17 protein-coding genes are annotated in these 15855 nt (G+C 64.2%); 10 read left to right on the forward strand and 7 right to left on the reverse strand.

The window, feature by feature from the left end:
• Positions 1-177 precede the first annotated feature (177 nt).
• Both AC56QX_RS11915 and AC56QX_RS11920 read left to right on the forward strand, forming a co-directional pair.
• Positions 178-2001: a peptidoglycan L,D-endopeptidase MepK gene (locus tag AC56QX_RS11915; protein ID WP_497116092.1), complete on the forward strand. Its 1824-nt coding sequence runs from the start codon at positions 178-180 to the stop codon at positions 1999-2001.
• A gap of 182 nt (positions 2002-2183) precedes the next feature.
• On the forward strand, positions 2184-2360 hold the full coding sequence (locus tag AC56QX_RS11920) for a hypothetical protein (RefSeq protein ID WP_477220009.1): 177 nt from the start codon (positions 2184-2186) through the stop codon (positions 2358-2360).
• Between the two features lie 96 nt (positions 2361-2456).
• Here the strand turns inward: AC56QX_RS11920 and AC56QX_RS11925 are convergent, their stop codons facing one another.
• Positions 2457-3350, reverse strand: a complete 894-nt coding sequence (locus tag AC56QX_RS11925; protein ID WP_497116093.1) for an AraC family transcriptional regulator — start codon at positions 3348-3350, stop codon at positions 2457-2459.
• A gap of 130 nt (positions 3351-3480) precedes the next feature.
• Between AC56QX_RS11925 and AC56QX_RS11930 the strand changes: the two genes are divergently transcribed.
• Positions 3481-4230 carry an SDR family oxidoreductase gene (locus AC56QX_RS11930; RefSeq protein WP_497116094.1) on the forward strand — a complete coding sequence of 250 codons (750 nt, stop codon included), beginning with the start codon at positions 3481-3483 and terminating at the stop codon, positions 4228-4230.
• A 13-nt stretch (positions 4231-4243) separates the two neighbouring features.
• Here the strand turns inward: AC56QX_RS11930 and AC56QX_RS11935 are convergent, their stop codons facing one another.
• On the reverse strand, positions 4244-4882 hold the full coding sequence (locus AC56QX_RS11935) for a 2-dehydro-3-deoxy-phosphogluconate aldolase (RefSeq protein WP_497116095.1): 639 nt from the start codon (positions 4880-4882) through the stop codon (positions 4244-4246).
• A 199-nt stretch (positions 4883-5081) separates the two neighbouring features.
• Between AC56QX_RS11935 and trhO the strand changes: the two genes are divergently transcribed.
• The 3 genes from trhO (at position 5082) to AC56QX_RS11950 (ending at position 7910) form a co-directional block, all read left to right on the forward strand.
• A complete protein-coding gene (gene trhO / locus AC56QX_RS11940; RefSeq protein ID WP_497116096.1) occupies positions 5082-6011 on the forward strand; it encodes an oxygen-dependent tRNA uridine(34) hydroxylase TrhO in 930 nt (309 codons plus the stop codon).
• Between the two features lie 117 nt (positions 6012-6128).
• Positions 6129-6869, forward strand: coding sequence for a tellurite resistance TerB family protein (locus AC56QX_RS11945; RefSeq protein ID WP_497116097.1), 741 nt, complete (start codon positions 6129-6131; stop codon positions 6867-6869).
• Positions 6870-7154: 285 nt separating this feature from the next.
• The gene (locus tag AC56QX_RS11950) at positions 7155-7910 is read left to right on the forward strand and encodes an SDR family oxidoreductase (protein WP_497116099.1); all 756 of its coding nucleotides are present in this window, start codon (positions 7155-7157) and stop codon (positions 7908-7910) included.
• A 24-nt stretch (positions 7911-7934) separates the two neighbouring features.
• Here the strand turns inward: AC56QX_RS11950 and AC56QX_RS11955 are convergent, their stop codons facing one another.
• Both AC56QX_RS11955 and AC56QX_RS11960 read right to left on the reverse strand, forming a co-directional pair.
• The gene (locus AC56QX_RS11955) at positions 7935-8309 is read right to left on the reverse strand and encodes a YciI family protein (protein WP_497116101.1); all 375 of its coding nucleotides are present in this window, start codon (positions 8307-8309) and stop codon (positions 7935-7937) included.
• A gap of 152 nt (positions 8310-8461) precedes the next feature.
• A complete protein-coding gene (locus AC56QX_RS11960) occupies positions 8462-9646 on the reverse strand; it encodes a pyridoxal phosphate-dependent aminotransferase (protein WP_497116102.1) in 1185 nt (394 codons plus the stop codon).
• An 83-nt stretch (positions 9647-9729) separates the two neighbouring features.
• On the opposite strand from AC56QX_RS11960, the gene AC56QX_RS11965 reads away from it, so the two are divergent.
• The 4 genes from AC56QX_RS11965 to denD all read left to right on the forward strand — a co-directional run bounded on the left by AC56QX_RS11965 (position 9730) and on the right by denD (position 12709).
• Entirely contained in the window at positions 9730-10416 is a 687-nt protein-coding gene (locus AC56QX_RS11965; protein ID WP_497116103.1) for a GNAT family N-acetyltransferase, read from the forward strand.
• Between the two features lie 32 nt (positions 10417-10448).
• Positions 10449-11420, forward strand: coding sequence for a cation diffusion facilitator family transporter (locus AC56QX_RS11970; protein ID WP_497116105.1), 972 nt, complete (start codon positions 10449-10451; stop codon positions 11418-11420).
• An 89-nt stretch (positions 11421-11509) separates the two neighbouring features.
• Positions 11510-11722 carry a hypothetical protein gene (locus AC56QX_RS11975; RefSeq protein ID WP_027043097.1) on the forward strand — a complete coding sequence of 71 codons (213 nt, stop codon included), beginning with the start codon at positions 11510-11512 and terminating at the stop codon, positions 11720-11722.
• A gap of 12 nt (positions 11723-11734) precedes the next feature.
• Positions 11735-12709, forward strand: coding sequence for a D-erythronate dehydrogenase (gene denD, locus AC56QX_RS11980; RefSeq protein ID WP_497116107.1), 975 nt, complete (start codon positions 11735-11737; stop codon positions 12707-12709).
• Positions 12710-12858: 149 nt separating this feature from the next.
• On the opposite strand, the gene AC56QX_RS11985 is transcribed toward denD, so the two are convergent.
• The 3 genes from AC56QX_RS11985 to AC56QX_RS11995 all read right to left on the reverse strand — a co-directional run bounded on the left by AC56QX_RS11985 (position 12859) and on the right by AC56QX_RS11995 (position 15853).
• The gene (locus AC56QX_RS11985) at positions 12859-14088 is read right to left on the reverse strand and encodes a nickel/cobalt transporter (protein ID WP_497116108.1); all 1230 of its coding nucleotides are present in this window, start codon (positions 14086-14088) and stop codon (positions 12859-12861) included.
• Positions 14085-14753: a DUF1007 family protein gene (locus AC56QX_RS11990; RefSeq protein WP_497116110.1), complete on the reverse strand. Its 669-nt coding sequence runs from the start codon at positions 14751-14753 to the stop codon at positions 14085-14087. Before AC56QX_RS11990 ends, AC56QX_RS11985 begins: the two co-directional genes overlap by 4 nt.
• Positions 14754-14953: 200 nt before the next feature.
• Positions 14954-15853 carry a LysR family transcriptional regulator gene (locus AC56QX_RS11995; RefSeq protein ID WP_497116112.1) on the reverse strand — a complete coding sequence of 300 codons (900 nt, stop codon included), beginning with the start codon at positions 15851-15853 and terminating at the stop codon, positions 14954-14956.
• Between the last annotated feature and the right edge of the window lie 2 nt (positions 15854-15855).

Raw genomic sequence — 15855 nt, forward strand, 5'->3', positions numbered from 1 at the left:
TTCAATAAGCGATGATTAACCATTAGGATCGATATTCGGATGTGAAAACGACACATCCGTTTGGGCAAATCCGGGGACAAACGGCAGCCTGCAAGGCCTTTTGATTTGAACAGAATCGAACGACTCACAAACGGGCGTCATCATCATCTGAGCGTCTGGCCGAGATGGCTGGCAGCGGTGATCGTCGCTTTTTGTTTTGTTGCCGCGGCCGCCACCGGCGCCCAGGCCGAAGTTCGTTCGCTGAAGCTCTACCACCTCCACACGCACGAAAAGGCGGAGATCGTCTACAAGCGCAATGGCCGCTACGATCCCGAGGGCCTGCGCAAGATCAACATCATCCTGCGCGACTGGCGCCGTAACGAGCCGACCAAGATGGATCCGCGCCTGCTGGACCTGGTCTGGGAGGCATACCGCCAAAGCGGCGCCACCGACTATATCCAGGTGGTGTGCGGCTACCGTTCGCCGTCGACCAATTCGATGCTGCGCAGCCGCAGCCGAGGTGTCGCCGAGAAGAGCCAGCACATGCTCGGCAAGGCGATGGATTTCTACATCCCCGGCGTGCCGCTGAAGAAACTGCGCAACATCGGCCTCAAGATGCAGGGCGGTGGCGTCGGCTACTATCCGACCTCCGGTTCGCCGTTCGTCCATATGGATGTCGGCAATGTGCGCCACTGGCCCGGCATCAGCCGCCAGGAACTGGTCAGCCTGTTCCCCAACGGCAAGACGCTGCATGTGCCGAGCGACGGCCGGCCGCTGCCCGGCTATGAGCAGGCGCTCGCCTCCTACAAGTCCCGCAAGGGCTCCGGCACACCCAACATCGAAATGGCCAGCGCCGGCGGCAGCAGCAAGAAATCCGGCGGGTTCCTCTCTGCCTTCTTCGGCGGTGGTGGCGACGACGAGGCCGACGACAGCGCTGATGTCGAGACCGCTTCGGCTGCTCCTGCGCCCAAGCCGAGAAACCTGAAGCCGACTGCTGTCGCCAAGAGCAGCAACCTGCCGGGCATCGCCATCGTCGCACCTGACAAAGCGCAGCGCGCCAACATTCCGCAGATTGCCGACGAGCAGGCTCCGGAACCGGAAAAGGATACGCCGGAGACGATCATTGCCGCGCTGCCGGCCAAGGAAATTCCGGTGCCCGATTTCGCGCCGCGGCCGAAGGTCGATGTCGGCGCGCAGCCTGAGAATGTTCCGTTCGCCATGGCGGACGCGACGGCGACCACCGAACAGGCCGTGGCGACCGCGCAGGCGCCGGCGAACATGCCTTTCAGCAAGGCTGATCCTGCCGCGGCATCGGCTGCTGCAGCCGCGGATCCGGCGCAGGTTGCCGTCAACAACATCCCGTTGCCGACATGGCGTCCCGAACGCACGCTGCCGGCGGAACTCGCACCGCCGCCCAGCAAGGATGTGCTGATGGCGCTGGCGGATACGGCCGAACAGGGCAGCAGCGCGACCGATGCGTTCTCGGTTCTGCCTTCGGCGCGGCCCGAGCCCGCCAAGCCGGACGCCGTCAAGGCCGTGCTCGACGAGGCCAACGCCCAAGTCAGCGCCCAAGCCGGCAATGCCGACGAATATCAGGTTGCGTCGCTGGCTGAAGAGCCGCGCTCGGCCTTCAACGATCCGTCTTATGTCGATGTCGCAACGCCGCGCCAGGCAGTTGCCGCCCGTCCGGCTGGTTCCGATCCGGCCGCCGCGATCGGCGCCGGCGTGAAGACGACCCGCAAGGAGGCCAGGGCCACCGCCCGCGACCAGAAGCCCGGCCCCAGGGCCATGGTGGTTGCCGCGGCACCCCAGGCCGCCCGCTGGGCGCTGACCAGCGGCGACAAAGTCGCCACCGTTTCGAGCGCGACGACGGCGCCGGGCTACGCCTACAATATCGTGCATACGCCGCCGAGCGAGGTCTATACGGCCGGCTTCCAGCCGAGCAACGAGGTGGCTGACGTCAATCGCTTCACCGGCAATGCCGTCAAGTTCATGTCGGTCGCCCGCTTCCAGACGAAGTAACTGCCTAGTGAGATATGACAGAAGCCGCGCGGGGCGACCCGCGCGGCTTTTTTGCTGTCCAAAGGCGCGTTGCATTCGGCGCCCTGACCCCTGCAGATCACGCGCGGCTGAACTTCTCGTGAAGCCGGAACGGCCGGCCCGGTTCCGGGTTAGTAAGGGTGCGTTCCAACCTGGGGATATTCATGAAGAAGATTCTACTGGCATCAGTTCTGGCATTGGTTGCAGCCTCGGCCGCGATCGCTCCATCGCAAGCCGAAACCGTGATCATCAAGAATGGTAGGCATCACTGCAGGACCAAGCTGGTCACGCATTGGGTTCACCATCACAGGGTGACCGAGCAGGTCAAGGTCTGCCACTGATCCGGAACCGATAGGATCCGGAGAATTGGCCCGGTCGGCGAGAGCCGGCCGGGCTTTTCATCTGTCGCCCATAGTCGGTTTTTTTGGCGATATGCATTAGTCGATTTCCAGCGTGGCAGCCTCGCCCCTGGCCAGAAGCCGGGCGGCGTCACGCGCCGGCGGCAGTCCGAAATGGCGCGCATATTCCCGGCTGAAGTGGGATGCGCTTTCATAGCCGACGGCAAAGGCGACGCGCGTGGCGTTGCCTGGCTCTGCGATCAGCAGATGACGCGCCTCCAGCAGACGGACCTGTTTCTGATACTGGATCGGGCTCATGGCGGTCGCCGCCTTGAAGTGGCGGTGAAACGAAGCGTTGCTCATATGCGCTAGCGCGGCCAGCTCCGTCACGTCGATAGGCTCGTTGTAGTGCGACCGTATCCAGGCGGTGGCGCGGCGGATCTGTGACAAACGGCCGTCAGCGCGCGCGAGCTGGCGCAGCTTCGCACCTTGCGGGCCCTGCAACAGGCGGAATGCGATCTCGCGTTCGAGCATGGGCGCGAGCACCGGGATTTCGGCTGGACGGTCGAGCAGCCGCAGCATGCGGCGCCAGGCATCGAGCAGTTCGTCATCGGCCCGGTTGGTCACGAAGCTGTCGCCGTCGAGCGCCGGCTTGTGGTCGATAAGCAGGCTGGCGATCAGCTCGATATCGAGGGCGAAGGCGATGGCCACATAGGGACGGGCGCTGCTCGCCTCGACCAGCTGGCTGGTGGCGGGCGTCTCCACCGCATAGACGAAATAGCTGCCGGCACCATAGCGCAGCGTGCGGTCGCCGATCAGCACCGTTTTGGCCCCCTGCAACACGAACAGCGTCGTCGGCTGGCAAAGCTCGGGCAGCGGCGGGCTCGGAACCTCGCTGCGGCCGATGGTGACACGCGGGATGGCTGTTTTGGTGCGCCGCCCATGCGCATGGCACTCGGCGATCGCGGTCAATTCCTGCAAGGCTTCTTCCATGTCTTCAGCATTGCCGATCCCTGCAGGCTACGCAACCAGTTGAGAGGATTAGGCAAGAGGACGCGAGTATCCGGCGCGCGAAACGGACCGACGCACGTCATTTCTAGGCTTCAAAGAAGGAGACCTGGATATGACGACGCAAGTGAATGCGCTGGTCACCGGCGCCAACAAGGGTATCGGCCTCGAAACCGCTCGCCGGCTGGGGACAAAAGGCTTCAAGGTCTGGCTCGGCGCTCGCGATGCCGAGCGCGGGGAAGCCGCGGCAAAGGCGCTGCGTAGCGAAGGGCTCGACGTCGAATGGCTCGAGCTCGACGTAAGCAGCGACGACAGCGTGGCGGCCGCGGCCAGAACCTTGACGGCGCGGGTTTCCAGCCTCGACGTGCTGGTCAACAATGCCGGCATCGCGCCCGGCTATGTCGACGCGCTCGGCCCGGACGGCCGTTACGAACGGCCGCCGAGCCGCGAGGATGTCGCCGATATGAAGGCCACCTATGACGTCAACGTCTTCGGCCCGGTCCGCGTCACCCAGGCCTTCCTGCCGCTCCTCCTGGCATCGTCCGCCGCCCGCATCGTCATGGTCAGCAGCAATCTCGGCTCGATCGCGCGCGCCGCTGATAACAGCCAGTCGCCCAATGTCATGGGCTATGGCAGCTCGAAGACAGCGCTCAATGCCATCACCGTGGCGTTCGCCCGGGAGCTTTCGCCGCACGGGATCATGGTCAACGCCGCCGCTCCCGGCTACACCGCGACGGATCTCAATGCGCACAGAGGCGGCCGTACGGTGCAGCAGGCCGCCGGGATCATCGTGCAACTGGCGACGCTGAAGGCCGGCGGGCCTACCGGCGGGTATTTCGATGAGAACGGTCCTTTGCCCTGGTGAGCGAAAGGCCCGGCTATTTCCCGAGCTGGCTGGCAGCGCGCGCGAGCGCCTCGATCTCGTCCCACTTGCCGGCCTTGACCATGTCGTCGGGCGCGACCCAGGATCCGCCAACGCAGATGACGTTGGGCAGGCTGAGATAGTCGGCGGCGTTCTTGCCGGTAATCCCACCGGTCGGGCAGAATTTGACATCGGCCAGTGGCGAGGCGAAGGCCTTCAGCGAGGCGATGCCGCCGGACTGCTCGGCCGGGAAGAATTTCAGGAAGCGCAGGCCGGCTTCGCGCGCGGCCATGATCTCGCCGGGCGTGATGGCACCGGGCAGCAGCGGAACCTCGCTGTCGGCGGCTGCAGCCAGAAGCTCGCGCGTGATGCCGGGGCTGACGATGAAGCGCGAGCCGGCGCTGGCTGCCTCGTCGAACTGCTTGGCGTCCAGGATGGTGCCGGCGCCGACAATGGCTTCCTCGACCTCGGCCGCTACGCGGCGGATCGCTTCCAGCGCATCGGCAGTCCTCAGCGTGATCTCGATCGCCGGCAGGCCGCCGCGTGCCAGGGCGCGGGCCAGCGGCACGGCATTGGCGACATCGGTGATCTTCAGCACCGGGATGACCGGCTGGCCGTTGAGGAGCGACAGGAGTTTTTCGGTCTTGCTGGGCATCTGTCTCTCCATATCAAGCTATAGCAGGCGTCATTTCAACCGATTAGCAGACGGGTGTTTGCCTGTCCACGAAACCAGGCGTGTCGCGATGTCACGCGCCGTCGGACAGCTTACGGCCTGTTCCCCGACAAGGTCATGACAGGCACCAAGGCCCGTTTCGCCTTGAATCGGCTTTTACGAGCGTCTAGTTGCTCTGGCAATGACACAGTCCGCTCCATCCCAGCCCGTCCGCGTCGCCGCGCTCTATCGGTTTGCCCGGCTCGACGCCTTCGAGACGCTGCGCGCGCCGCTCGCGGCCTTCTGCTGCGGACGCGGCATCAAGGGCACGCTGCTCTTAGCGCATGAAGGCATCAACGGCACCGTCGCCGGCAGCGAGGCCGCGATCGCCGAACTCATCGACTATATCGAAGCCGTCGACGGCCTGGCGGGCCTCGAGGTCAAGTACAGCGCAGCCGCGGACATGCCGTTCCACCGCATGAAGGTGCGGCTGAAACGCGAAATCGTCACCATGGGCGTCGAAGACATCGACCCGGCGACGAGCGCCGGTACCTATGTCGTGCCCGCCGACTGGAACGCGCTGATTTCGCAGCCAGACACGATCGTCATCGACACGCGCAACGCCTACGAAGTCTCGATCGGTACCTTCAAGGGCGCGGTCGATCCGGCGACCGCGAGCTTTCGCGAGTTCCCGGCCTGGGTGGAAGCGCACCGGTCGGAACTCGAAGGCCGCAAGGTGGCGATGTTCTGCACCGGCGGCATTCGCTGCGAAAAGGCGACGGCTTACGTCAAGTCGCTCGGCTTCGAGGACGTGTTCCATCTCAAGGGCGGCATCCTCAAATATCTGGAGGAAGTTCCGGCCGAACAGAGCCTGTGGCAAGGCGAGTGCTTCGTCTTCGACGAGCGGGTTTCGGTGTCGCACGGCCTTGCCGAGGGCGATGCGGAACTGTGCCGCGCCTGCCGCCATCCGCTGACGGCAAGCGAGGCGGCGTCGCCGAAATATGCCGCCGGAATCTCTTGCCCGCATTGTTTCGATGCCCGTACCGACGAGGACCGCCAACGCTATGCCGAGCGCCAGCGGCAGGTTGAATTGGCGCAAGCGCGGGGCAGGGGGCCGCATATCGGGTCTTGATCCCGGCACCGTGGCCAGGCAAAGCGGCGGCCTGTCATTGCAATGTCAAGTTTCGGGACCTACGTCTTCGGCGTTCGAAACCTGCCCGTTCGGCCGGGCAAAAGCTGGAGGCACTGAATGTTCGATCCCAAGAAGCTTCTCGACGATCTGCTCGGCTCGCAAATTCCCGGCACCAGCGGCACCGTCCGCGACAAGGCTGGACAAGCGGTGCAGATGGCCAAGGACAATCCGCTGGCCGCCGGTGCGCTTGCGGCAGTGCTGCTTGGAACAGGTGCCGGCCGCGAAGTGACCGGTGCCGCGGTGAAGCTCGGTGGGTTGGCCGCGATCGGTGGCCTCGCCTACAAGGCCTACCAGAACTACAAGGCCGGCAATGCGCCGGAGCAGGCGCCCGCAGCCGGCGAACCGGAATTGCTGCCGCCGCCCAAGGATACCGCCTTCCACCCGTCGCAGGCGCCGCAGGGCGAGGACGAGTTTACGCTGACCCTGGTGCGGGCGATGATCTCGGCGGCCAAGGCCGACGGCCATGTCGACGACGAGGAGCGCAAGAAGATCGCCGGCAAGCTCAGCCTTTCGGGGATCGGCTCCGATGCCGAGAAGTTCCTGATGGCGGAGCTGGAGAGCCCGCTCGACCTCGACACGCTGGTGGCGGGCGCCAAGACCGACGCTCAGAAGCTCGAGCTGTATACGGCGTCGCGCCTCACCATCGATCCCGACACGCGCGCCGAACGCGGCTATCTCGACCTGCTTGCCGGCCGGCTCGGCCTGCCGGACGCGCTCGTCGACCATGTCGAGGCGACGGTTTCGGCGGCCAAGGGTCCTGCTACAAAGACCGGGACTTCGCCCAACCCGCGCTGGTAGGCCAAAACGGCACAGGCCGCCTTTCCGGCGTTAACCTTTCGTTAACTCAGGAAGCGCATGATTCTACACAGTCGGATCGGCTTTTCCTCCTCCCAAGCCCGGTTCAGATCAGGGCGGTCGCCAATGACCGCCCTTTTTGTCGGCCCTTGCTGGGCACCCCAAAAACCGGATTCCACTTTTCGAGGGCATGCCTGTGCTTGCCATCGCAGCCGTCATTTGCGATGCCTTCTGAGAGCCAAATCCTGAAAATCAGTCGGGCACGCGCGGCGCTGCCGGAGGATAGATATGACCGAGCAAAGAACCGCCATCGTCACCGGCGCCGGCACGGGTATCGGCAAGAGCGTTGCTACAGCGCTGCTCAAGAACGGCTGGAACACGGTGTTCTGCGGCCGTCGCAAGGCGGTGCTGGATGCCGCGATCGCCGAGGCCGGGACGACGGATGCCAAGGCATTGGCGGTCGCCTGCGACATCAGCAAGGCCGGTGAGGTCGAGGATCTGTTCGAGACGGTGGCGGAAGCCTTCGGCCGCGTCGACCTGCTCTTCAACAATGCCGGCATGGGCTACAAGTCGACGCCGATCGACGAGATCCCGGTCGAGGTGTGGAACGATATTGTCGGCGTCAATCTCACCGGTTCGTTCCTGTGCGCCCGGGCTGCCTTCGGCGCCATGCGCAAGCAGCGTCCGATGGGTGGCCGCATCATCAACAATGGTTCGGTGTCGGCCTATGCGCCGCGCCCGGGCTCGGTGCCCTATACGGCGACCAAGCATGCCATTACGGGGCTGACCAAGACGCTGGCGCTCGACGGCCGTCCCTACGACATCGCCTGCGGTCAGATCGACATCGGCAACGCGCTGACCGACATGGCGCAGCCGATGACCGTCGGCGTGCCGCAGGCCAACGGCTCGATCGCCGCCGAAGCGGTGATGGATGTCCAGCGCGTTGCCGACGCCGTCGTCCATATGGCCAGCCTGCCGCTCGACGCCAATGTGCTGTTCATGACCGTGATGGCGACCAAAATGCCGTTCGTCGGGCGGGGGTGAGCAGCGGGTTCTGGCGCCGCCAGCTCATTTGCCCGCAAGTGGCACGCCGGGCTTGAACAGCAGAATGGGCCTGATCTCGTAAACGGCGGTCGGATTGACGCGGCGAAGGTCGCGGGCGATGGCGATGGCGTCGTCCCGCGTGGCGCAGTCGACGACATAGAGACCGAGCAACTGTTCCTTGGTTTCGGCGAAAGGACCGTCGATGATCACACCGTCGCCCGGGCCGCGCAGGGTGAAGGCATCCTGTGTCGCCCCCAGGCGCGCCGACGGTCCAAGCGTGCCTTCCTCATGAAGCCGGGTGTTGATCTTCAGCAGCTCGGCCATCAGCGCCGCATCTTCCTGCGGCGTCAGCGCCTTGATCGCATCTTCCACGTGATAGGCAAGGATTGCATAGAACATCCGGGGCACCCCAATTCGATCCTGATCTCAGGACCGTAACCGTTCCCGACATGTACGCCCAGTCTTGGCCGCGAGCCTCCGGACGGCTCATGACACCGCCTTGGCGGCCGGCCGCAAACCGTCTGGAAGAGGGCACCGGCCTGCTTTGAAGTCTACTTGGCGAGGAACGCGCCGATCCGTTCCAGCGCGCGCAAAATGTTTTCCTCGGAGTTGGCGTAGGAAAGCCTGATATAGCCTTCGCCGAGAATGCCGAAATCAGGGCCGCCGATCAGCGCCACGCCGGCGTCGTCGAGCAGCGCCGAGGCGAGCTTCTTTGCCTTCCAGCCGGTCTTCGAAACATTCGGGAAGGCATAGAACGCGCCCTTGGGGGTGATGCAGGAAATGTTGGGCAAGGCGTTCAGGCCTTCGACGACGATCTTCCGGCGGTTGTCGAAGGCGCGCATCATGGTGTCGACGTCATCCTGGGGGCCGTCGATGGCCGCGATGCCGGCGAACTGGCTCGGCGCGTTGACGCAGGACCAGCAATTGACCGCCAGCTTGCGCACCTTGTCGTAGAGATGCGCGCCCTTGTCGCCGTTCGGCCAGATCGACCAGCCCATGCGCCAGCCGGTCATCGCCCAGGTCTTGGACCAGCCATTGAGCACGATCAGCCGGTCGCGGATCTCGGGGTAGGCGAGCAGCGAGCAATGCGTCTCGCCGTCATAGGTCATGACGTCGTAGATCTCGTCGGAGAGGATGGCGACATCGGGATGCTTCTCCAGCCCCTTGACCAGCTTCTCGATCTCGGCGCGCGGCGTGACGCCGCCGGTCGGGTTGGCCGGCGAGTTGAGGATCAGCAGCCTGGTCTTGGAGGTGATCAGCGCCAGCGTCTCCTCGGCCGAGAAGGCAAAGCCGTTCTCTTCGCGCATCGGCACGGGGATGGGGGCCGCACCGGTGAATTCGATCATCGAACGGTAGATGGGAAAGCCGGGATCGGGATAGAGGATCTCGGCGCCGGGTTCGCCGAACATCAGGATCGCCGCGAACATGGTCGGCTTGCCGCCGGGCAGGATCATCACCGTCTCGGGCGAGACCTCGACGCCGGTGGTGGTCAGCGTGCGGCGCACCACCGCCTCGCGCGTCGCCAACAGGCCGTTGGCCGGCGTGTAGCCATGGTGGCCGTCACGCAGTGCCTTGATCGCGGCCTCGACGATGTGCTGCGGCGTCTTGAAGTCGGGTTGGCCGATGCCGAGATTGACGATGTCGCGGCCCTGGCTCGCAAGTGCGGTCGCCCGCGCGAGCACCGCGAAGGCATTTTCCTCGCCGAGACGGTCGAAGGCCGAAATCGTGTGGAGCATTTTTTCCGTCCGTGTGGTTCTTACTGTGGGGTTGCGTTTTTGTGAGCTTCACAAGGCAAAAGTCAAACGGATTGGAGTTTTGGGTGTCGGAAAATCTCGCGAATTGGCAGCCACGCCCGCGTCCGGAACGGAAAGTTCTGGAGGGGCGCACTGTCCGTCTTGAGCCGTTGAGCGCTGAAAAGCACGGTGACGGCCTGTACGAGGCCTCGGCTGTCGCCGACGGCGACACGCGGTTTCGCTGGCTTTTCGACACCGTGCCCGAGAACCGTGCTGCCTTGCAGCCATGGCTGGAAAAATCGGCCGCGAGCGAAGACCCGCTGTTCTTCGCCGTTATCGACAAGGCCAGCGGCAAGATCGCCGGGCGCCAGACGCTGATGCGCATCGATCCTGCCTTTGGCGTCATCGAGATCGGCAACATCTATTGGGGGCCGCTGATCTCGCGCAAACCTGCCGCGACCGAAGCGCAGTTCCTGTTCATGAAATACATTTTCGACGAGCTCGGCTACCGCCGCTACGAATGGAAGTGCAACAACCGCAATGAGCCGTCGAAGCGGGCGGCGGAACGGTTCGGTTTCAAGTTCGAGGGCATTTTCCGCCAGCACCTCATCGTCAAGGGTGAAAACCGCGACACTGCATGGTATTCGATCATCGACAAGGAATGGCCGGCCTTGCGCAAGGCTTATGAAGCGTGGCTCGATCCAGCCAATTTCGACGCCGACGGCCAGCAGAAGCGACGGCTCGAGGATTGTCGCGCGAAGTTTGGCGCTTAAGTCCGGCTTGGGGCGCATGACAGGAATTGCCATTGGCGGACACCCACGACCACAGCGGGCATGACCACGGCGGCGCCGGCCATGTGCATGGCTCGACCGACAAGAAGCGCGTGCTGATCGCGGCCTGCCTGACGGCGGGCTTCATGGTGGCGGAAGCGCTTGGCGGTCTGTTCACTGGGTCGCTGGCGCTGCTGGCGGACGCCGGCCACATGCTGGCCGACGCGATCGCGCTCGGCCTTGCCTGGTATGCCTTCCATCTCGCAGGGCAGCCGGCGACCGGCCAGCTCACCTATGGCTTTGGCCGGGTCAAGACACTGGTCGCCTACACCAACGGCATCGCCATCTTCGTCATCGCGCTGTGGATCGTCTACGAGGCATGGGACCGCCTGCTCACACCGGCGCCGGTGCTGGGCGGGCCGATGCTGGTGGTTGCGATCCTCGGCCTGCTGGTCAATCTCAGCTCCTTCTTCGTGCTGCATGGCGGCGACCGCGAGAGCCTCAACATGCGTGGCGCCATCCTGCATGTGCTTGGCGACCTGCTTGGCTCGGCGGCGGCGATCGTGGCGGCGCTGGTGATCCTGGCGACCGGCTGGACGCCGATCGACCCGATCCTGTCGGTGCTGGTCTCGCTGCTGATCCTGTCGACGGCCTGGTCGCTGATGCGCGCCGCCGCCCATGTGCTGCTCGAAGGCGTGCCGCCAAGCCTCGATCGTGACCTGGTTGCAAAGGACCTGGAAACGACGATCCCCGGCGTGCGCGAAGTGCACCATATGCATGTCTGGTCGCTCGATGGGTCAAGCAACATGGCGACGCTGCATGCCTGCCTCGACGAGGGCGTCGATGCATACCAGGCCGTCAGCGCCATCAAGAAGCGGCTTGCCAGGGAGCACGGCATCAGCCATGCCACCGTGGAACCGGAATTCGGCCAGTGTGCCGATGAGGGTGACGACCACGATCACGAGCATGAGCACGATGCGGCTGCGCATCACGGCCACCATCACTAGGCCCGATTGATGACCATTGATCGGCCCTGCCTCAGGAGTTTTCCAGCTTTGAAATCCAACCCAATGAATGACCGCCGCTCCGGTGCGGCATGATGGACCGTGACACACGCAATGCGGCCATCGCGGCGGTCTGGATCATGCTGCTGTTCGGCATTGCCGCCTTCTATCTGCCGACGGTGATGCTGGCACTCGGAAGTTTTTCGACCGTGCTGGCCGGTATCTTCGGCACCGTCTTCGTGCTGGCGTTTTTCCTCGTGTTCTGGCTGCGCGCGCGCACCCAGCGTAAAAATCAGGGCAAGTAAGGGATATCGGACATGCGCATTCTGATCACCGGCGCCGCAGGCATGGTCGGCCGCAAGCTCATTGCCCGGTTGGCAAAGGACGGCACGTTGCGCGGCAAAAAGATCACCGCGCTCGATCTGCACGACATCGTGCCGCCGCAGGCGCCGGCGATGGATGGCATCAGCATCAACACCCATACCGGCGACCTTGCCGAGGCAGGTGCCGCCGAAAGCCTGGTCGCGTCGCGCCCCGACGTCGTCTTCCATCTCGCCGGCATCGTGTCGGGCGAGGCGGAAGCCAATTTCGATCTCGGCTACCGCGTCAATCTCGACGGCACGCGCGCCCTGTTCGATGCCATCCGCCTGGCGGGTTTCGCGCCGCGCGTCGTCTTCACCTCGTCGATCGCCGTTTTCGGCGCGCCGTTCCCGGACGTCATCCCGGACGAATTCCACCCAACACCGCTGACCTCCTACGGCACGCAGAAGCAGATGAGCGAAGCGCTGCTCGCCGACTATTCCAGGCGCGGTTTCTTCGACGGCATCGGCATCCGGCTGCCGACGATCTGCGTTCGGCCCGGCAAGCCGAACAAGGCGGCCTCCGGCTTCTTCTCCGGCATCATCCGCGAACCGCTGAGCGGCCAGGAGGCGATCCTGCCGGTGCCGCGCTCGGTCGTGCACACCCATGCCAGCCCGCGCTCGGCGGTGAATTTCCTGATCCATGCCGCGGGGATCGACGGCGCCGCCGTCGGGCCGCGCCGCAATCTGACGATGCCCGGCGTCGCCGTCACCGTCGGCGAGCAGATCGAGGCGCTGGAGCGCATCGCCGGGCCGAAGACGGTAGGCCTGATCCGCGAGGTACCCGACGAGACGATCTGGGCGATCGTCAAGGGCTGGCCGACCCGCTTCGAAGCGCGGCGGTCACGGGAGCTCGGCTTCAGCGCCGAGAAGAGCTTTGACGAGATCATCCACGCCCATATCGAGGATGAACTGGGCGGGAAGGTGTATTGATATTCAGGTGAGGCCGGCCTGCGGATGGCGGCTTCCTGCGCTTCCGGTGCTCACGTACTATAAGTACGCTCCGCTCCGGTTCTCGGAAGCCATCATCCTCGACTCGGCCTGACCTGAATCTCAACACACCTTCGGGCGCTGCTTTTGGATTAAACGCTGCCCGTCAGACTCGCCGAGAGCAGCAGCAGTCCGAACAGGAAGACGAAGGCGGCGCCGCCGATCTCGACGATCGAATGGATGCGGTTGCCCATGCGGCCGTCGCCGGCGAAATACACCGCCCAGTTCTTGGCGGTCACGGCCAGCGTTGCCAGCGCCGAGACGGTGATCGCGGTTCCAAGTGACATTGCCAGCACCGACAGCAGGCCGCCGAGCCAGAGCCCGTTGAGCAGCGCGAAGCTCAGCACGATCAGCGCGCCGGAGCAGGGGCGGATGCCGACGGCGGCCACCGCCGACCAGGCCGTGCGCCAGTCGAAGCGGTCGCCCGACAGCAGCGCCGGATCAGGCGCATGCGAGTGGCCGCAGGTTTCGCAGACCTCGCCCGACGCGTGATCGTGATGCGCGTGGTCGTGATGCGCATGATCGTGCGCGTCGTGATCGTGATGGTGGTCATGCGCGGCGTGGTCATGATGGTCGTGCGAATGGTCATGAACATGGTCGTGATCGTCATGTGCCTGGAGCGCGTGCGAATGAGCATGCGCCGAATGGCTGTGGGCCGTATGTGAATGGCCGGCGTGGGAATGACCCGCGTGAGAATGGCCAGCATGCGAATGGCCGGCATGAGCCGCCGAAAGGCTATAGGCCGGCGCCCTGCCGAACAGGCGCAGGATGGATGGGCCTAGCTTGCGCCATAAGAGCCAGGCGCCGAACAGGGTGACGAGGGCAAAGCTCATGATCTCCATGAACCAGGCCGCGTCGGTCATCGAGATGGTGGTGCCGCGCAGGACGAAATAGGCGAGCAGCATGACCGCGATCGCCGTCAGGCCCTGCAGCAGCGCCGAGACGAAGGACAACAGGACGCCGCGCCGCAGCGCCACTTCATTGGCCACCATGTAGGACGAGATCACCGCCTTGCCGTGGCCGGGGCCAGCGGCATGGAAAATGCCATAGGCGAAGGACAGGCCGATGAGGATCCAGATCTTGCTGTTGTCCTGGCGCATCGCCTTCATGGCCATCGCCAGCGCGCGATAGAATTCCTGCTGTCTGAGATTGATCCACATCAGGATGTGGGCGAACGGACCGGTGGTCGGCGCCATGCCGTCATTGACGCCGATGCCGAGCGAGGACTGGGCGTGCGCGGCATTGGCGAAGTGCATCGCGGCAAAGGTGAGGGCCAACAGGCCGAGTGCCAAACGCAGGGACGGTTTCGTCACCGGCTTCATCCTTCTGGCTGACAGGTCAGTTCGAGCTTGGTGGCAAAGATCTTGCTCATGTCGGTGCCTGTCGGGTCGTTGAAGAAGGCATCCGTCAAGGTTTTCTGGTTTTCCTTGATGGCTTCATCGGGGTCCGGACGGATCACCTTGCTGGTGCAGTTCGACGGCAGGCCTTCAACAGTGATGTTGGAATCCTCGGTGAAGTCGATAGCCGTGTAGAAGGTCGGATCATAGACGCCGATGTCGATCGTGCCGGTCAGCTTGATCGGCGCCTTGGGCTCGGACTCGAACAGGATGATCAGCTGGTCGTTGTCGAAATTGGCCATCAGATGCGGTGGAGGCGTCATCGTCACGTCCTTGCCGTTTTGCGTGACGAGCTGGAAATAGTTGAATTCGGCCAGCGAGGCATGAACGGTGTCGGCGACATCCTTCAGCTCCTTGTCGTCAAGCTTCAGGTCGGAGTTCTTGTCGAACTCCATCATCACCGTACTCGAAAACAGGTCGTCGAAGCGCCAGAGATGACGCAGCGCTTTCACACTTTGGTGATCCGGGGACAGGATGACATCAAGGCGGGCCTCGGCGAAGACGTGCGGATGCACGTAAGCCGGCCCCGTCGCGGCAAAGGTCGCCGCCAGGGCCGAAGCCAGCATGATTGCGTGCCGTTTGAGGTGCATTCCCGGTCGCGATTCCCTTGGCTTTGACGAGAAACCGAAGGTTACCAGAAAGGGGGCGAAAATGGGACCGCCCGTGCGTGTCACCCAAAAGTGTGCAGCGGTTTTGGGGGAATGACACGCACAAGACTCAAAGCGTGTCACCCAAAAGTGTGCAGCGGTTTTGGGACTACGACACGCACGCAACAACAAGCCCGGGCAGGTCAAGCGGCGTCACGCGTCCTGAACCACTGTACAAGGAAGTCGACAAAAACACGGACCTTGGCCGGCAGGTAGCGGCGGTGCGGATAGACGGCGAAGATGCCGCCGCCGGACAGGATGCGGTCGTCGAGCGCCGTCACCAGCGCACCACTCTTGAGATCGGGCGCGGCAATGAAATCCGGCAGGATGCAAAATCCGAGCCCCGATAAGGCGGCGGCTCGCGCCGCCATCGGGCTGTTGACTTCGATCGGCCCCGACACGGCGACGCTCAGCTGATCGTTGTTGTCGCCCTTGAACGCCCAGTTGTTCAGCCCGCGGCCGTTGGTGTCGACGATGCAGGGCATGTGGCCGAGATCCTGGGGCCGCGTCGGCATGCCATGCTTGGCGATCAGTTCGGGCGAGGCGCAGAGCTTTATGGAGAATGGCGCCAGCCGCCTGGCGATCAGCGACGAATTCTCCAGGCGTGAGATGCGCACCGCGAGGTCGAAGCCTTCCTCGACCAGGTCGACGAAGCGGTCGTCGAGCTGGATGTCGAGCACGATGTCTGGGTGCTGCTTTGCGAAGTCGATCAGCGACTGGCCGATCGGCGCGTCGGCGAAAGTGCGTGGCGCCGACAGTTTGATCCTGCCGCGCACGTCGCCGGAGGATTCGCGCACGGCGTCCGCCAGGCTGTCCACTTCGCGCACGATCTCCGAGGCGCGACGGTAATAGGTGTGGCCGGCCTCGGTCATCGAGAACTGGCGCGTGGTGCGGTTAAGCAGCAGAGCGCCGAGCTCGTCCTCCAGTTCGCGCACATACTTTGACAGCAGCGCCTTGGAGCGGCCGATCTTGCGCGCCGCCGCCGAAAAGCCCTCGGCCTCGACGACGTCGATGAAGGCGCGCATGCGGGTCAGTGTGTCCATGG

It is taken from the genome of Mesorhizobium sp. RCAM 06353 (assembly GCF_059683585.1).

Excerpts from the sequence above, each read along its gene's own strand:
- AC56QX_RS11925 (WP_497116093.1), bottom strand. The coding sequence starts at position 3,350 with ATGGAAGAAGCCTTGCAGGAATTGACCGCGATCGCCGAGTGCCATGCG.
- AC56QX_RS11990 (WP_497116110.1), bottom strand. The coding sequence starts at position 14,753 with ATGCACCTCAAACGGCACGCAATCATGCTGGCTTCGGCCCTGGCGGCG.
- AC56QX_RS11955 (WP_497116101.1), bottom strand. The coding sequence starts at position 8,309 with ATGTTCTATGCAATCCTTGCCTATCACGTGGAAGATGCGATCAAGGCG.
- AC56QX_RS11950 (WP_497116099.1), top strand. The coding sequence starts at position 7,155 with ATGACCGAGCAAAGAACCGCCATCGTCACCGGCGCCGGCACGGGTATC.
- denD (WP_497116107.1), top strand. The coding sequence starts at position 11,735 with ATGCGCATTCTGATCACCGGCGCCGCAGGCATGGTCGGCCGCAAGCTC.
- trhO (WP_497116096.1), top strand. The coding sequence starts at position 5,082 with ATGACACAGTCCGCTCCATCCCAGCCCGTCCGCGTCGCCGCGCTCTAT.
- AC56QX_RS11960 (WP_497116102.1), bottom strand. The coding sequence starts at position 9,646 with ATGCTCCACACGATTTCGGCCTTCGACCGTCTCGGCGAGGAAAATGCC.
- AC56QX_RS11935 (WP_497116095.1), bottom strand. The coding sequence starts at position 4,882 with ATGCCCAGCAAGACCGAAAAACTCCTGTCGCTCCTCAACGGCCAGCCG.
- AC56QX_RS11975 (WP_027043097.1), top strand. The coding sequence starts at position 11,510 with ATGATGGACCGTGACACACGCAATGCGGCCATCGCGGCGGTCTGGATC.
- AC56QX_RS11930 (WP_497116094.1), top strand. The coding sequence starts at position 3,481 with ATGACGACGCAAGTGAATGCGCTGGTCACCGGCGCCAACAAGGGTATC.
- AC56QX_RS11920 (WP_477220009.1), top strand. The coding sequence starts at position 2,184 with ATGAAGAAGATTCTACTGGCATCAGTTCTGGCATTGGTTGCAGCCTCG.
- AC56QX_RS11995 (WP_497116112.1), bottom strand. The coding sequence starts at position 15,853 with ATGGACACACTGACCCGCATGCGCGCCTTCATCGACGTCGTCGAGGCC.
- AC56QX_RS11945 (WP_497116097.1), top strand. The coding sequence starts at position 6,129 with ATGTTCGATCCCAAGAAGCTTCTCGACGATCTGCTCGGCTCGCAAATT.
- AC56QX_RS11985 (WP_497116108.1), bottom strand. The coding sequence starts at position 14,088 with ATGAAGCCGGTGACGAAACCGTCCCTGCGTTTGGCACTCGGCCTGTTG.